The 15,785-nt window shown below is 58.1% G+C and carries 11 protein-coding genes; 3 read left to right on the forward strand and 8 right to left on the reverse strand.

Translation table 11 applies throughout. The features are described 5' to 3' along the window. The first annotated feature begins 59 nt into the window (after positions 1 to 59). Positions 60 to 464: a hypothetical protein gene (locus AC2FFF_RS17335; protein ID WP_142638956.1), complete on the forward strand. Its 405-nt coding sequence runs from the start codon at positions 60 to 62 to the stop codon at positions 462 to 464. A 3-nt stretch (positions 465 to 467) separates the two neighbouring features. After that, the gene (locus AC2FFF_RS17340; protein WP_142638954.1) at positions 468 to 1,700 is read left to right on the forward strand and encodes an HlyD family secretion protein; all 1,233 of its coding nucleotides are present in this window, start codon (positions 468 to 470) and stop codon (positions 1,698 to 1,700) included. A gap of 15 nt (positions 1,701 to 1,715) precedes the next feature. On the opposite strand, the gene AC2FFF_RS17345 is transcribed toward AC2FFF_RS17340, so the two are convergent. From AC2FFF_RS17345 to xdhA, 8 genes are all read right to left on the reverse strand, one after another. Next, on the reverse strand, positions 1,716 to 2,474 hold the full coding sequence (locus tag AC2FFF_RS17345) for a nuclear transport factor 2 family protein (RefSeq protein WP_271952556.1): 759 nt from the start codon (positions 2,472 to 2,474) through the stop codon (positions 1,716 to 1,718). 145 nt (positions 2,475 to 2,619) lie between these two features. Then, positions 2,620 to 3,693, reverse strand: coding sequence for a BMP family ABC transporter substrate-binding protein (locus AC2FFF_RS17350; RefSeq protein ID WP_281973637.1), 1,074 nt, complete (start codon positions 3,691 to 3,693; stop codon positions 2,620 to 2,622). A 34-nt stretch (positions 3,694 to 3,727) separates the two neighbouring features. Then, positions 3,728 to 4,648: an ABC transporter permease gene (locus tag AC2FFF_RS17355; RefSeq protein ID WP_142638949.1), complete on the reverse strand. Its 921-nt coding sequence runs from the start codon at positions 4,646 to 4,648 to the stop codon at positions 3,728 to 3,730. Positions 4,649 to 4,650: 2 nt separating this feature from the next. Then, complete coding sequence (locus AC2FFF_RS17360; protein ID WP_281973638.1) at positions 4,651 to 5,733, reverse strand: ABC transporter permease; 1,083 nt, start codon at positions 5,731 to 5,733, stop codon at positions 4,651 to 4,653. 35 nt (positions 5,734 to 5,768) lie between these two features. Next, positions 5,769 to 7,286, reverse strand: coding sequence for an ABC transporter ATP-binding protein (locus AC2FFF_RS17365; protein ID WP_281973639.1), 1,518 nt, complete (start codon positions 7,284 to 7,286; stop codon positions 5,769 to 5,771). Beyond that, entirely contained in the window at positions 7,283 to 8,218 is a 936-nt protein-coding gene (xdhC, locus tag AC2FFF_RS17370) for a xanthine dehydrogenase accessory protein XdhC (protein ID WP_496883012.1), read from the reverse strand. Before xdhC ends, AC2FFF_RS17365 begins: the two co-directional genes overlap by 4 nt. Further along, complete coding sequence (gene xdhB, locus AC2FFF_RS17375) at positions 8,218 to 10,542, reverse strand: xanthine dehydrogenase molybdopterin binding subunit (RefSeq protein WP_281996086.1); 2,325 nt, start codon at positions 10,540 to 10,542, stop codon at positions 8,218 to 8,220. Before xdhB ends, xdhC begins: the two co-directional genes overlap by 1 nt. Next, entirely contained in the window at positions 10,539 to 11,900 is a 1,362-nt protein-coding gene (gene xdhA, locus AC2FFF_RS17380) for a xanthine dehydrogenase small subunit (RefSeq protein ID WP_281973642.1), read from the reverse strand. Before xdhA ends, xdhB begins: the two co-directional genes overlap by 4 nt. 343 nt (positions 11,901 to 12,243) lie before the next feature. Here xdhA and dnaE point away from each other — a divergent pair, with 343 nt between their 5' ends. Continuing rightward, on the forward strand, positions 12,244 to 15,744 hold the full coding sequence (dnaE, locus tag AC2FFF_RS17385) for a DNA polymerase III subunit alpha (RefSeq protein ID WP_281973643.1): 3,501 nt from the start codon (positions 12,244 to 12,246) through the stop codon (positions 15,742 to 15,744). The last annotated feature ends 41 nt before the right edge of the window (positions 15,745 to 15,785 follow it).

Raw genomic sequence — 15,785 nt, forward strand, 5'->3', positions numbered from 1 at the left:
GGGTTGAATTTGCGCATCAACCCATCCAAAGAAGTGGAAAGCATTTAGAGGAGGGCAGGGTGAGCACAGCAGATTTACACCCATTGGCCACGGGGCACATTCCGTCTTACGTGACCCAGGCGGATGGCAGCGATTTTCTTTTGACGGTCATGTTCATTTTCACGGTTGTGGTGATCATCCTGATCGGCGTTGGCTATTTCACCCTGCATTCGATCCCCGAAAAGCTCGCGCATGAATCCAACCACCCGCAGTTTCAGCTTGTGGGAATTCTTGCGCTGCTGGCTTTGTTCACTCATAACGGATTGTTCTGGATTGCAGCCATTCTGGTCGCCGGATTCCAGTTTCCCGACATAGGTGCGCCCTTGCGTGCCATTGCCGATGCGATCCGATCTTTGGCGCCGCAACCGCCTGCTGATCCCGATCCCGTTCCATCCCCCGAACCCGTCGCGCAGCAGGAGCAATAGGACATGCTTGAAACACTGATGTGCGCGCTGGTTACAGTGCTGCCTGATTATCTGTTCCGCCGCTTTGTGCAGGGAAAACGTATCGGGCACGAGATCACATTATTCACCATGTGGTACGAGCTGCGCTGGGGTCTGACAACCTGTGCCATTATGGCGCTGACCGTGATCACCACTCTGTTCTATTTTCACCCGGCCAGCAAAACTGCGGCGTCGTATTTCCGCACGGTAACGATCTTGCCGCAACTGGGTGGGCGAGTGTCCGAGGTCTATGTCTCCAACAACCAACAGGTCGTTGCTGGGCAGCCAATCTTCCGGATCGAGGACTTTACTCAGACTGCAATGGTTGAGGCAGCGCATGCGCAGATCGCGCAAGTTCAGGCGTCACTGAAAGTCGCGGAGACCGATCTGGCCGAGGCCGCCGCCGGGATCGCGGGCGCAAAAGCGGCGCTGGATCAGGCGCTGGAGGACTTGCAACGCAATACGACCCTGCGGGACGAAGGGTCAAGCGCCGTCCGCCTGGCCGAGATTGACCGGCTGGAAAACCTTGTCGCTGAACGAGAGGCCAAGCTGGTTGCGGCTGAATCGCAACGCGCTGCCGTCGTACAGCAAATCGAAGAGCTGATCCCGGCCCAACTGGCCAGCGCCAATGCGAACCTGGATGCTGCTTTGACCGAGCTGGACAAGACTGTGATCAACGCGGGTGTGACGGGGAGGATCGAACAGTTCGGCCTTCAGGTTGGCGATTACGTCAGTCCTCTGCTGCGTCCAGCAGGTATTCTTGTGCCGTCAAACTCCGGGCATGACCGCTTTCAGGCTGCGTTCAATCAGATGTCGGCGCAGGTTATCAAGCCCGGCATGGTCGGAGAGCTGGGCTGCATGACCAAGCCGTTCACGGTTATTCCGGTTGTGGTGGTCGAAGTTCAGGATGTGATCCCATCGGGACAAATTCGCCCGTCAGACGAGCTGAGAGACGTGCAGTCCAACAAGGTGCCGGGCTCGATCCTGGTTTATTTTGAACCGCTTTATAAGGGCATGGCGGATGATATCCCGCCCGGCAGCAACTGTCTGGCGAATGTCTACACCGATAACCACGAGCGGCTGGAGCATGAAGATTTGGGCTTTTGGCACTCTGCTTTCCTGCATGTGGTCGACACGATCGGCGTGGTTCATGCGGCGGGTCTGCGCCTGCGTTTGATCCTGATGCCGGTGAACACGCTGGTTCTGACTGGGCATTAACGGCCCTTACTTAGATCAGAATTTGCCGTTGTCATTCTTCCACTCGCTACGGGGCGCTATGGTTTCCATAGTGCCCCACTGCTCGACGATCACTCCGTCTGCGACCCGAAACAGATCATAAAAGCTGGTATGTTTTCCGTGACTGGCACCTTCGCTCATGCACAGGACGAAATTCCCTTCTGCCAGCACACGATGGACGCGGTGATACTGAACGATCAACTCCGCGTCTGATCTAGCTTCAAGCACCATGCGATAGGCGTCGATGCCGTCAACGCCATCGGGATCGTGTTGTATCAGGTTCGCATCAACAAACGCCTTCATCCGCTCGGTTTTCCGGTCTATCAGGACCGTTTGCGAGAAGTTGTCGACCAATTCCCGGTTCTGTTCGGTTCTGTCAATATCCGTGATTTCAGTTGGCCCATCAAGCATGCCGCGTCCCGAAGCGTTTGGGCCGCGCAGGGGCTGAATGTTATCCCAGTGCTCAACAGCTTTGCTGTCTTCAAACCGAAAGACCTCGAACGCGGCCTTAACTTCGGCAAAATCATATTCGTTATGGGCAAAAGCGAATTCGCCATCTTCAAAAACGCGAACAAATTTAACCTTGGGATTTGTTTTCGACAGGCGGGCAAACAACGTGGCCAGCCCCTCGCTGCCTTCATGGGTCTGGGGATTGTGCTGGATGTATTTTTCTTCGTTGACGACGGCTGCGGCCTCGGCATCCCCGGTTTCGATACCTTTCAACAGTTTCTGCAGCAATTCGCGTTTTGAATTCATCTGGTCCTCGTTGATCGGTAGAGCCGCGGATCAATGTGCTTGGCGCTGGTTTCGGGCTATCGAAGATCAAGAGTGGCATAAAACAGGTGGCAAAATCAAAAAAGGCCCACACATGGCGGGCCTTTCTGCGTTATCCTGTGCCGCCTTACTGCGGAATCTCACCTTCCAAGCCTTCGACATAGAAGTTCATGCCGGCCAGTGTACCGTCGTCTGCGGTCTCGCCTTCGGCCAGCCAGTCACTACCGTCCTGCTTTTTCAGCGGTCCGGTGAAGGGGTGGTATTCACCCGCGGCCATGGCCGCTTTCAGCGCCAGTGCCTCTTCTTTGACGTCAGCGGGAACCGCGTCCGAGATTTCGCCGATTGCAACCATGCCTTCGCGGATGCCATCCCATGTATTGGCGCTTTCCCATGTGCCATCCATGACGGCCTGGGTCCGTGCAATATAGTAAGGCGCCCAGTCATCGATGATCGACGAGACGCGCGGGTACGGAGCGTATTCGCTCATGTCCGAGGCCTGGCCGAAAGTGATGACGTTGCCCGCCTCTTGCGCAGCTGCTTGCGGTGCGGTCGAGTCGGTGTGCTGCAGGATCACGTCCGCGCCCTGTTCGATCAGAACAGTGGCGGCATCTGCTTCTTTCGCCGGATCGAACCAAGTGTAGGCCCAGATGATCTTGAACTCGACATCCGGGTTGACCTTCTTGGCGTGGATATAGGCCGAGTTGATTCCGCGGACCACTTCGGGGATCGGATAGGACCCGATATAGCCAACAATGTTCGACTTGGTCATCTTGCCCGCGATATGGCCCTGTACCGCACGACCTTCATAGAAACGTGCCGAATAAACCGAAACGTTGTCGGCTGTTTTATAGCCGGTCGCGTGTTCGAACTTCACGTTCGGGAATTTCTTGGCCACGTTGATGGTCGGATCCATGTATCCGAACGAGGTGGTAAAGATCAGGTCTGCACCTTCCAGCGCCATCTGGGTCATCACCCGCTCTGCATCCGGGCCTTCGGGCACGGATTCAACAAACACGGTTTCGACCTTGTCGCCGAACTCTTCTTCAACCGCCAGACGGCCCTTGTTATGTTCATAGGTCCAGCCACCGTCGCCCACCGGGCCGACAAATACAAAGCCGACCTTGGTTTTGTCTTCGGCTATGGCAGTAGTTGCCAAACCCAGCGCCATGGCGGCGCTTGCCAGAAATGTAGTAATTTTCATGTGTTACTCCCCAAGTTGGTTCAGTTGTCCCCGTCTAATGCGAGGCATGGAATATCCGGCCGAGTGAGGCAGGTGCGCTGCTTTTGTCGGCGGAAAGGATCACAAGCACAAGGATCGTGATGATGTAGGGCGACATTGCCAGATACTCGACCGGGATGGCAACGCCCGCTGCCTGCAAATTCAGCTGCAACACGGTGATACCGCCGAACAAATAGGCACCCAGCAGGGCGCGCCATGGCTTCCAACTGGCGAAGACGACCAAGGCCAGGGCGATCCAGCCGACACCGGCTGTCATGCCCTCGGTCCACTGTGGCACCCGGATCAAGCTGATATAGGCCCCACCCAGCCCGGCACAGGCACCGCCGAACAGGATCGCCATGATGCGGATCTTGATCACCTTATAGCCAAGCGCATGCGCTGCATCGTGGTTTTCACCTACCGCGCGCAGGATCAGTCCGACGCGAGTGTATTTAAGTGTAGCCCAGACAGCCGCTGTCAAAGCGATGCCGACATAAAGGATCGGGTCATGCTGAAACAGGATCGGGCCGATCACCGGAATATCGCTGATCACCGGGATATGGATATCGCCCATGCTGGGGGGTTTGACACCCACATAGCTTTGACCGAGCAGGGCGCTGAACCCTAAACCAAACAGAGTAAGCGCCAGGCCACTGGCAACCTGATTGGCCAGCGCCACCTGCGTCAGCAGCACAAACAGCAGGGACAGTACTGCACCGCCTATGGCGGCGGCGACAAAGCCCAGCCAGGGCGACCCAGTCTCGACCGAGATCGCAAAACCGCTGATCGCGCCAACGATCATCATGCCCTCTACGCCAAGGTTCAGAACTCCTGCTTTTTCTACGACCAATTCACCGATCGCGGCCAGAAGCAGGGGGGTTGCAGCCACCATAAGTGACGCGACCAGAAGTACGGGATTAATCTCACCAAGGTCCATGATTACGCCACCTCGCTACGGGCCGCACGGATGCGGTAGTTGGTCAAAAGGTCGAAGGCCAGAAGGAAGAACAGCAGCATCCCCTGGAATACTTGAATGGCCGCGGCAGGAAGACCCATTTGGGACTGCGCAATTTCACCACCGATATAGGTCAACGCCATTAGACCACCGGCTAGCAGGATGCCCACCGGATGCAGTCGACCCAGAAAGGCCACGATGATCGCGGTAAAGCCATAGCCGACGTTAAAGTCGATGCTGACAACACCCGAGGGGCCCGAGACTTCGAACATCCCCGCCAGCCCGGCCAGTGCGCCTGACAGGCCAAGACAGAACAGGATCAGTCGTGCTGGGTTTACCCCGGCGAATTTGGCTGCGCGCGGGGCCTCACCCGTCAGGCGGATGTGAAAGCCCAGCATGTGCCGGTTCAGCAGGATATAGGAAAAGATCACGGCTATCAGTGCGGTCACAACGCCCCAATGCATCCCCGATCCTGCGATCAGCTCGGCATTATGCGCACTCTCATAGGATTGCAGATTGCGTGAACCCGGAAAACCGAACCCTTCGGGGTTTTTCAGCAGTCCCAGCGAGACCGAGGCCATCATCTGTTCAGCCACATAGACCAGCATCAGCGAGACCAGAATTTCATTGGTGCCAAAGCGCACCTTCAGAAAGGCCGGAATAGAGGCCCAGAGCCAACCGCCAAGCGCACCTGCCATCACCATGATCGGAAAGACATACCAGGCATCCAGCGGGTAAAAGGCCAGCCCGGCCCCCGCACCAAAGATGGCGCCCATGATATACTGACCCTCGGCGCCGATGTTCCAGATACCGGCGCGGAAGCCTAACGACAGGCCAATCGCAATCAGCACCAACGGCGCGCCCTTCACCAACAGCTGCGGGCGGTAATAAAAGGCGAATTCACCGAACAGAGGCTCCCAGAAAATGGTGCCGATGGCCTGAACCGGGTTTTTACCCAGGACGGCAAACAATATGCCGCCAAACAGCATCGTCGCCAGTACCGCCACAACCGGGGTCGCATAAGACCACGCCTTGGACGGCTGTGGCCGTTTCTCCAATACAATCATCTGCTCACACCCCCGTCGTCATATTTTGTTTTGCATCAGACATGGGCTACCTCCATGCCATGTGCACCACCCATCATCAGGCCGATCTCATCCACGGTCAGACCCGTGGTTGTGCGTGGCGCGCTGAGCCTGCCTTCATTCAGGGCGGCAAAGCTGTCCGAGATTTCCATCAATTCGTCCAGATCCTGGCTGATGCAGACCACCGCCGTGCCCTTGGCGGCAAGGTCCAGAATGGCCTGCCGGATCGACGCAGCGGCAGCGGCGTCCACCCCCCATGTGGGTTGGTTCACGACCAGCACATCGGGGTTCTGCAATACCTCGCGTCCGATCACGAATTTCTGTAGGTTGCCGCCTGACAACGACCGGGCCGCATTCTCGGGCCCTGGCGTGCGCACATCAAAGGCGCTGATAATCTTTTCAGCAAAGCTTTTGGTTTCTGCCCATTTCAAGAACCCGTTGCTTTCCAACCCTTCGCGGACCGATCCGGTCAGCAGGGCGTTTTCGGTCAGGCTCATGTCTGGGGCGGCTGCATGTCCCAACCGCTCTTCGGGGGCGGTCAGTACGCCCAGCTTGCGCCGTGCGGTTGGGCCCAGTTTGCCAATCGGCTGGCCATCGAACTTGATCGCATCGGCAGCTGTCTGGATTTCGCCAGACAGGACACCCAGCAGTTCGTCCTGTCCGTTGCCGGCAACACCGCCAATTCCCAGCACTTCGCCTTTGCGAACTGTCATGTGGACATTCTTCAGCGCGGTGCCGAATTCAGACGGTGAGGGCACGGAAAGCCCGCTGACATCCAGCGCGACCTCGCCGAACTCGCGGCCTCCGCGCTCAGGTGTTTGCAGGGTTGAACCGACCATCAACTCGGCCATCTCCCGGGCCGAGGTTTCAGACGGAACGCATTCGCCCACATTCTTGCCCAAACGCAAGATCGTAGCGTGGTCGCATAGGGTGCGGATTTCTTCAAGCTTGTGCGAGATATACAGGATCGATGTGCCTTCAGACCGCAATTTATTCAGCGTTTCGAAAAGGATATCGACTTCTTGCGGAGTCAGAACACTGGTTGGTTCGTCCATGATCAAAAGCTTTGGATCCTGCAGAAGGCAGCGAATGATCTCAACCCGTTGGCGTTCCCCCGCGGACAGGTCACCGACTGTACGAAAGGGGTCCAGCGGTAGACCGTAGGTTTCCGAAACTTCCCGAATGCGTGAGGCCAGGTCGCCCATTGGTGGCGGGTTCTCCATCCCCAATGCGATGTTCTCGGCCACGTTTAGCGCGTCGAACAGCGAAAAATGCTGAAATACCATCGCGATTCCGTCAGCACGCGCGGCGCGCGGCTCGGGCGGAGCAAAGGGTTGGCCACGCAACAGCATGGTGCCGCTGTCGGGCTTCACCAAGCCATAGATCATTTTGACCAGCGTGGATTTTCCCGCGCCGTTTTCGCCCAACAGGGCATGAACTTCGCCCTCACCGATGTCAAAGGACACCTGATCATTGGCCACGACGCCGGGATAGGCTTTGGTCAGTCCTTGCAAACTTAGCAGTGGAGTGGTCACGCGCTCAGATCCTTCTTCAAATTGTTTTGCCCGATCGGGCGCAGCAGTTGTGATGCGACGCCCACGGCAATCATCTGCGGGTGCTTGCCCAGGCCCGGGTCGCCAATCGGGCAGGTGATCCGGCTGATCCGCTCGGGCGAGTGCCCCAGCGCCGCCAGCCGAGACCGGAACCGCGCCCATTTCGTAGCCGAGCCGATCAGCCCCGCAAAGCGGAAATCGTGCGAAAGCAGACGGTTGCACAATTCCAAGTCCAGATTGTGTGAATAAGTCAGCACCAGATGTTCAGCATCACGCGGCGCATGCCGAACCAGTTCCGCTGGTTTCGCGGCAGGGACGGCGGTGACTCCGTTCGGTACGGTTTCTGGAAACCGCTTGGATCCTGTATCGACCCAAGTGATTGCGAGATCGGGCAGCGGTGACAGGACATCCACCAGGGCGCGACCGACGTGACCCGCGCCCCAGACCCACAGTGCACGCGCTGGTTTGTGGACCGACTCGACCATCCAGCCTTCGATCAGCTGTGCCTCTGGTGCAATCCCTTGTCCGCGGGCTTCGGTCAACAGGCGTTTGACCGACAGTGGCATGTCCTGGCCCGATGTTGGGCGCGCAATGATGCTGTCGCCCAGATCGTTGATGTTGTTGCGGTCATAGACCTCGCTTAGCAAGGAAACAGCGCCACCGCAGCACTGGCCCATGTCGGGGCCAAGCGCGTGATGGGTCAGGCGCGATTGGGCGGTTTGTATCCGCGCCGCTTCGGCTGCCTGAAACTCAAGTGTGCCGCCGCCGATCGTGCCGGATTGCCCGTCCTGCCAGACCAGCATTGCGGCACCAACATCGCGTGGGGACGAGCCCTTGATCCCGGCGATGACTACCCGGATCACGCGCCCATGGGTTTTGACCGCCTCCCTCAAAGTCTCAAGGTCAAATCCCATCAGTCGTCCCCCTTCATCCTTTGGACACCATGCCAGACTTCTTCTGCCGTGGCGGGGGCATCCAATGCGGGGTAGCTGTTTCCGCAGGCCGCCACCGCATTCGACAGTGCCAGCCAGGCGGATATCCCAAGCATGAATGGAGGTTCGCCTACCGCTTTCGAGCGATAGATCGTGTCCTCACGGTTTTCAGCCTCCCAAAGAGCAACGTTGAAGATGTCGGGGCGGTCGGAACAAGCCGGGATCTTGTAGGTCGATGGCGCATGGGTGCGCAGATTGCCTGTGCCATCCCAGACGAGTTCTTCGGTCGTCAACCAACCCGCGCCCTGCACATAGCCACCTTCGACCTGACCGATATCCAGCGCAGGGTTCAGCGACGCGCCCGCGTCATGCAAGATATCCGTGCGCAAGATGCGGTTCTCACCGGTTAGTGTGTCCACGGCAACTTCGGTGATCGAGGCGCCATAGGCGAAGTAGAAAAACGGACGACCTTGGCCTTTGATCCGGTCCCATTCGATCTTGGGTGTCTTATAGAAGCCGGTGGCCGAAAGGCTGATGCGGCCCTGATAGGTCAGCGCAGCCGCTTCGGCAAAGGTATAGCGTTCCTCACCAACCGATACATGACCATCCCCGAAGGTGACAGCCGACGGGTCGGCCTGATGTCGCTCGGCCAGATACTCTGCCATCCGGTCGCGGATCGTGTCACAGGCGGCTTTCACCGCCATGCCGTTGAGATCGCTTCCCGAGGATGCCGCCGTTGCCGAGGTGTTCGGCACTTTGGCCGTGTCTGTGGCGGTGATCTTCACCATCTCTAGCGGAATACCAAAGCGTGAGGCGGCAACCTGGGCCACTTTTTGAAACAGGCCTTGGCCCATCTCGGTACCGCCATGGTTCAGGTGCACGGACCCGTCCTGGTACACATGCACCAGCGCGCCGGCCTGATTCAGATGGGTCAGAGTGAAGGAAATGCCGAACTTGACCGGAGAGAAGGCGATGCCCTTTTTGATCACGCTGTTCTCGGCATTCCATTTCTGAATTGCTGCCTTGCGCGCGGCATAGTCGCTGGAATTCAACAAGGCTTCGGTCATGCCGTGAAGTTCGAAATCTTCGACTTCCATGCCATAAGGGGTGGTGTTTGGCGTATCGCCGCCATTGCGATCAGGGGCATGGTCATCGGTACCCGCCGGGGCAGCGTAATAGTTCCTGCGGCGCAGTTCGACCGGATCCAGACCCAGCTCATGCGCGGCGTGGTCCATGACGCGTTCGATTCCAACCATACCCTGAGGGCCTCCAAACCCCCGATAGGCGGTGGCAGATTGGGTGTTGGTTTTCAGCCGGTGACTTTCGATCCGCGCATTGGGCAGCAGATAAGCATTGTCGGAATGCAGCATCGCCCGATCCGCGACGGGCAGCGACAGGTCTTGTGCCCATCCGCATATGGCGTGGTGCAGAAAGGATACCCCCTGAATATGCCCGTCCTGATCGAACCCGGCCCTATAGCCAATGCGAAAGGCATGCCGCTTACCGGTGATGATCATGTCGTCATCGCGGTCATAGCGCATCTTGCAGGCCTTGCCGGTTGCCCGCGCAGCCACTGCGCAGGAAACAGCCAGAGCGTTGCCCTGGCTTTCCTTGCCCCCGAACCCGCCGCCCATGCGCCGGGTTTCAACGCGCACAGCATGCATGGGAACGCCCAGAGCCTCTGCCACTTTGTGCTGAATCTCAGTCGGGTGCTGGGTCGAGCTATGGACCAGCATATCAGCACCCTCATTCGGCACCGCCAGTGCAGCTTGACCTTCCAGATAGAAATGCTCTTGCCCGCCAAGCTCAAAACTGCCTTCGATCACATGCGCCGCGCCTGCGATGGCGGCGTCTGCATCACCTTTGGTGTAGATGCGCGGGCCGTCCTCGAACCGACTGTCGGCGGCCAGAGCCTGCTCAATCGTCAGGATCGCGGTTTCTTCGGCATAGTCGATCTTGCCCAGTCGCGCGGCTTTGCGCGCTGCCAGATGGCTGGTGGCGACAACCAGAAACACGGGCTGGCCGATATAGTGGACGGTGCCGTCTGACAGCAAGGGCTCGTCATGAATGGACGGTGAGACATCATTGGCAAAAGGCAGGTCTTCGGCGGTCATCACCATGACCACGCCGTCGGCCGCCTTGACCGCTGACAGGTCCATCGCGGCAATCCGACCCTTGGCGATGGGGCTGAGGCCAAAGGCCAGATGCAACGTGCCTTTTGGTGTTGGGATATCGTCCACATAGCGGGCCGAACCGGACACATGCAGCGGCGCGGCGTCATGAGGCAGTGGTTTTGTCACGCTCATGCCGACACCTCCAGCACATTGGTTACTTGGCCCTGATCTTCAAGGAAATAACGCTCCAGCATCGCTTTCGCCGTCTCAAGGCGGTAATGAGCCGAGGCGCGCATATCTGACATTGGCGCGTAATCCTCGGCAAACATCGTCAGAGCGGATTGAACCGTAGCAGCTGTCCATGGCTTGCCGGTCAACGTAGTTTCGACTTGAGTGGCGCGTTTCGGAACGCCCGCCATGCCGCCAAATGCGATGCGCGCCTGAGTGACGGTACCTTCTGCAACGGTAATGTTGAAACACCCACAAACGGCCGAAATATCCTGATCAAACCGTTTGCTGAGCTTGTAGCATTTCAACCGATCCGCCTGGCGCGGGAAGCTTACGGCTTCGACGAATTCTCCGGGTACGCGATCCTGTTTTCCATAGTCGATGAAGAACTTTTCCAAGGGCAGCGTTCGCCTTGTGTCGCCTTTGCGCAGGTGCAGGCTGGCGCCCAGGGCAATCAGTGCAGGCGGGTTGTCACCGATTGGTGACCCATTGGCGATATTACCGCCTACGGTTGCGGCGTGCCGCACCTGTACGCTGGCATAGCGGCGGATCATTTCAGCATAAGAGGGGTGCAGATCCCCCAGCGCTTCGCCCATGCGGTTCATATCGACCATGGCACCAAGGCGAATTTCATTGTCAGTAACCGTGATCTGTTTCAGATCATCGCAACCGTTCATGAAGATTACTGTTTTCAGGTCGCGCAACTGTTTGGTGACCCAAAGGCCTACATCGGTCGCGCCAGCGACCAGGGTGGCCTCTGGGTGTTCGGCATAAATGGCGGCAAGCTCGTCCGAGGACCGCGGCAGCATAGGAGACGCGGCGGGTGCTGCGTCAGGCTTGTCCTTGACCCAGACGGGAACAGGGTGCTTTTCGACGGCTTTGGCGGCACGGATAATCGGCGCATAGCCCGTGCATCGGCACAGGTTCCCGGCCAGCTGTGTGTCGTGATCGGTTGCACCATTCGCATGCCCGGCCACCATCGACATTACAAAGCCGGGGGTGCAAAAGCCACATTGCGACCCGTGCAGATCAACCATTGCCTGCTGTACCGGGTGGGCCTTCCCGTCCGGGCTGCTGGCGCCTTCGACGGTGCGCACCGCTTTGCCGTGGAGCTGAGGCAGGAACAGAATGCAGGAGTTCAGAGCTTTGGCTCCTCCCTGATCCGTCACCATGACAGTGCAGGCACCGCAATCACCTTCGTTGCAGCCTTCTTTGGTGCCGGTCAGAGAGCGATCCTCGCGCAGCCAATCCAACAAGGTGACTGTCGGATCGACATTCGCCAACTCCACTGTCTCTCCGTTCAGAAGAAACGTGATATCCATTCGTGAAACCCGTCGCGTTACCGAATTGCGCCTCTGAATGCTCTCCTTCGATGCGACGTAGAAAGAGTGCGGGCGGATAGCTTGCCACTAGATGTTAGAAACAGCGCAGCCAATCTGGCAAGAAAAACCGCGCTTCTGATGTATCATTTCATTGGTCCGATCCTTGTGTTTCATGTGGTTTCGATGTTCATCACATTGAAAATAAAAGGTTTTGTAGCATGTTTCACCCTCAGAGTCCGAAGCACCTTATGGATTTCCCGAACAATCAGCGCCTGTTTTTTTGGCAATCCGAACCTAAGGTTCAGGCTTTTGTACCATCACTGGCTGCGATAGCGTGGGCGGCATGAGCAGCACTCCACGATTCATCCACCTCCGCGTTCACACCGAATATTCCCTGCTGGAAGGCGCCGTGCGGCTGAAAAAGCTGCCTGGTCTGTGTGAAAAGCTTGAGATGCCCGCCGTCGCCGTCACGGACACCAACAGCATGTTCTCTGCGTTGGAGTTTTCGGTCACCGCCAGCGGGGCGGGTGTTCAGCCGATCATGGGGTGCCAGGTCGACCTGACCTACCTGCAGGCGCAACCGGGCGAGAAAGCGAAAGCCCCCGCGCCGCTGGTGCTGCTGGCGCAGTCAGAGGTCGGGTATGAAAACCTAATGAAGCTCAGCTCTTGCCTGTATGTGGACAAGGGCGGGCAGTTGCCGCAGGTGACATTGGATGAACTGACAGAGCGCTCGGATGGTCTGATCTGCCTGTCTGGCGGCCCCGACGGACCGGTGGGTCGCTTGTTGCAGCAAGGGCAGCGCCCAGCGGCCGAGGTCTTGGTGGATCGCCTTGCAACCATGTTCCCGGATCGTCTGTATGTCGAATTACAGCGCCATCCAGGCGAGGGTGGTCAGCCCGAGGCCGAACGTCTGACCGAGCGCGGCCATGTTGAAATGGCCTATGCCAAGAACCTTCCGCTGGTGGCTACCAACGATGTCTACTTCCCGACCACGGACATGTACGAAGCGCATGATGCGTTGATCTGTATTGCCGAGGGCGCTTATGTCGATCAGCAGGATGGCCGCCGCCGTCTGACCGCACAGCATTATTTCAAGTCGCAGCAGGAAATGGCGACCCTGTTCGCCGATCTGCCCGAAGCAATCGAAAACACGGTCGAGATCGCCAGGCGCTGTGCGTTCATGGCCTATCGCCGCGATCCGATCCTGCCGAAATTCGCCGATGACGAGGTGGCCGAGCTGCGCCGCATCGCCAATGAAGGTTTGCAGAAACGTCTGGCCGTGATCCCGCATGCGGTAACCCCTGAAGAGTATCAGAAGCGGCTGGATTTCGAACTGGACATCATCGAGGGCATGGGGTTTCCCGGTTATTTCCTGATCGTTGCCGATTTCATCCAATGGTCAAAGGATCAGGACATCCCGGTTGGGCCGGGGCGGGGCTCGGGCGCGGGGTCGCTGGTGGCCTATGCGCTGACGATCACCGACCTTGATCCGTTGCGTTATTCGCTGCTGTTCGAACGTTTCCTGAACCCTGAACGGGTATCGATGCCTGACTTCGATATCGACTTCTGCATGGACCGCCGCGAAGAGGTGATCCGCTACGTGCAGCAGAAATATGGGCGCGACAAGGTTGGGCAGATCATAACTTTTGGCGCGCTGCTGTCGAAGGCCGCCGTGCGTGACATCGGGCGGGTTTTGCAGATGCCATACGGGCAGGTGGATCGCCTGTCCAAGATGATCCCGGTCGAAGGGGTGAAACCCGTCTCGATTGAAAAGGCGCTTAAAGACGAACCGCGTCTGCGTGAAGAGGCGCGTAACGAGGAGGTTGTGGACCGTCTGCTGACTTATGGCCAGCAGGTCGAGGGGCTGTTGCGAAACGCGTCGACCCACGCGGCTGGTGTGGTGATTGGCGACCGTCCGCTGGATGCGCTGGTGCCGCTGTATCAGGATCCGCGTTCCGACATGCCTGCGACCCAGTTCAACATGAAATGGGTAGAACAGGCCGGGCTGGTTAAATTCGACTTTCTGGGTCTGAAGACACTGACCGTGATCCAGAATGCGATGGATCTGATCTTCAAATCCGGGCGCGACCTGCACATCGCTGCTGACGGAACCGAGCTGTACGAAGCCGCCGAGGGGGCGGCGAACCAGATTAACGCCATCCCGCTGGATGATGAAGCGACTTACAAACTCTACTCAGCGGCCAAGACCGTAGCGGTGTTCCAGGTGGAATCCTCGGGCATGATGGATGCGCTCAAGCGGATGAAACCGGATTGTATCGAGGATATCATCGCCCTCGTCGCGCTATACCGTCCGGGCCCGATGGAGAACATCCCCAAGTTCTGCGAGGTCAAGAACAAGCTGAGCGAACGGGACACGCTGCACCCTTCCATCGACCATATCCTGGACGAAACCCAAGGCATTATCGTCTACCAGGAACAGGTTATGCAGATCGCTCAGGAAATGGCGGGCTATAGCCTTGGCGGAGCGGATTTGCTGCGCCGCGCGATGGGTAAGAAAATTCAGGAGGCGATGGATGCCGAGCGGCCTAAGTTCCTCAAAGGCGCTGCTGAGAATGACGTGGACGAGGCTAAGGCGACCGAGGTCTGGAACCTGTTGGATAAATTCGCCAACTATGGCTTCAACAAATCCCACGCTGCCGCCTATGCCGTGGTCAGCTATCAGACCGGCTGGTTGAAGGCGAACCACCCGGTCGAGTTCATGGCCGGGGTCATGAACTGCGATATCCATCTGACTGACAAGCTGGCGGTTTACTTCGAGGAAGTCCGCAAAGGGTTGGAACTGCCTTACATACCGCCCTGCGTGAACCGCTCGCAATCCACGTTTGACGTGGTGGATCAGCATCTGGTTTACGCGCTGGGCGCGTTGAAAAACGTCGGCGTTGAGGCGATGAATTTGGTAGTAGAAGGACGTGCAGGCAAACCGTTCGTCAACCTCTTCGACGTTGCCCGCCGCGTCGATCTGAAGAAGGTCGGCAAGCGGCCCTTGGAAATGCTGGCGCGTGCTGGCGCGTTTGATGAACTCGACAAGAACCGCCGCCGCGTCTTCGAAAGCCTTGATCCGCTGGTGCAATATTCAGCTGCGATCCACGATCAGAAGAACTCGAACCAGGTATCGCTGTTCGGCGAGGCGGGCGACGACCTGCCCGAGCCACGCCTTTCGCCGACGCCGGACTGGTTGCCTGCCGAGCGTTTGAGCGAAGAGTTCAAGGCCATCGGATTTTACCTGTCCGGCCACCCGCTGGATGATTATATGCCTGCCCTAAAACGCAAGCAGGTACTGACACTGGATGAGGTGATGGAAAAGGCACGCTCGGGTCCTCTGATCGCCAAGATGGCCGGTGTAGTGGCTGGGCGGCAGGAACGGAAATCTGCGCGCGGAAACCGGTTTGCCTTTGCCCAACTTTCTGACCCTACAGGTGCCTATGAGGTCACACTGTTTTCCGAAACGCTGGAGAAATCCCGTGAGTTTCTGGAAACCGGTGCACAGGTGGTGCTGACCGCCGAAGCAACGATGGAGGCCGATCAACTCAAACTTCTAGGCCGGTCCGTCGGGCCGGTAGATGCGGTCGTGGCCGAGGCAGGGGCGACCGGGCTGCGCATTTTTGTTGATCAGTCGCAGGTTCTGCCCACAGTTGCCAAAGTTCTGGAAGATGCCGCTGGCGCAGCCAAGGGGGCTGCGAAAGGGCCTATCCATCTGTGCCTGCTTGATCCTGGCCTGCCGGGAGATGTCGAGATGGACCTTGGCCAGGAATTCCCGATCAACCCGCAGATCAAAGGGGCGATCAAGTCGCTGGACGGCGTGATGTCGGTCGAGGAAATCTGACCGCCCCGGAAAAGTTGCCTGACATTCGCCCGCCGGGTAGG

The organism is Ruegeria sp. YTSA226, from assembly GCF_059609905.1.

Bases quoted from the DNA above. Each gene is read 5' to 3' on its own strand.
- xdhB (WP_281996086.1), bottom strand. From the start codon at position 10,542: ATGAGCGTGACAAAACCACTGCCTCATGACGCCGCGCCGCTGCATGTG.
- AC2FFF_RS17360 (WP_281973638.1), bottom strand. From the start codon at position 5,733: ATGATTGTATTGGAGAAACGGCCACAGCCGTCCAAGGCGTGGTCTTAT.
- AC2FFF_RS17355 (WP_142638949.1), bottom strand. From the start codon at position 4,648: ATGGACCTTGGTGAGATTAATCCCGTACTTCTGGTCGCGTCACTTATG.
- dnaE (WP_281973643.1), top strand. From the start codon at position 12,244: ATGAGCAGCACTCCACGATTCATCCACCTCCGCGTTCACACCGAATAT.
- xdhC (WP_496883012.1), bottom strand. From the start codon at position 8,218: ATGGGATTTGACCTTGAGACTTTGAGGGAGGCGGTCAAAACCCATGGG.
- AC2FFF_RS17350 (WP_281973637.1), bottom strand. From the start codon at position 3,693: ATGAAAATTACTACATTTCTGGCAAGCGCCGCCATGGCGCTGGGTTTG.
- AC2FFF_RS17345 (WP_271952556.1), bottom strand. From the start codon at position 2,474: ATGAATTCAAAACGCGAATTGCTGCAGAAACTGTTGAAAGGTATCGAA.
- AC2FFF_RS17340 (WP_142638954.1), top strand. From the start codon at position 468: ATGCTTGAAACACTGATGTGCGCGCTGGTTACAGTGCTGCCTGATTAT.
- xdhA (WP_281973642.1), bottom strand. From the start codon at position 11,900: ATGGATATCACGTTTCTTCTGAACGGAGAGACAGTGGAGTTGGCGAAT.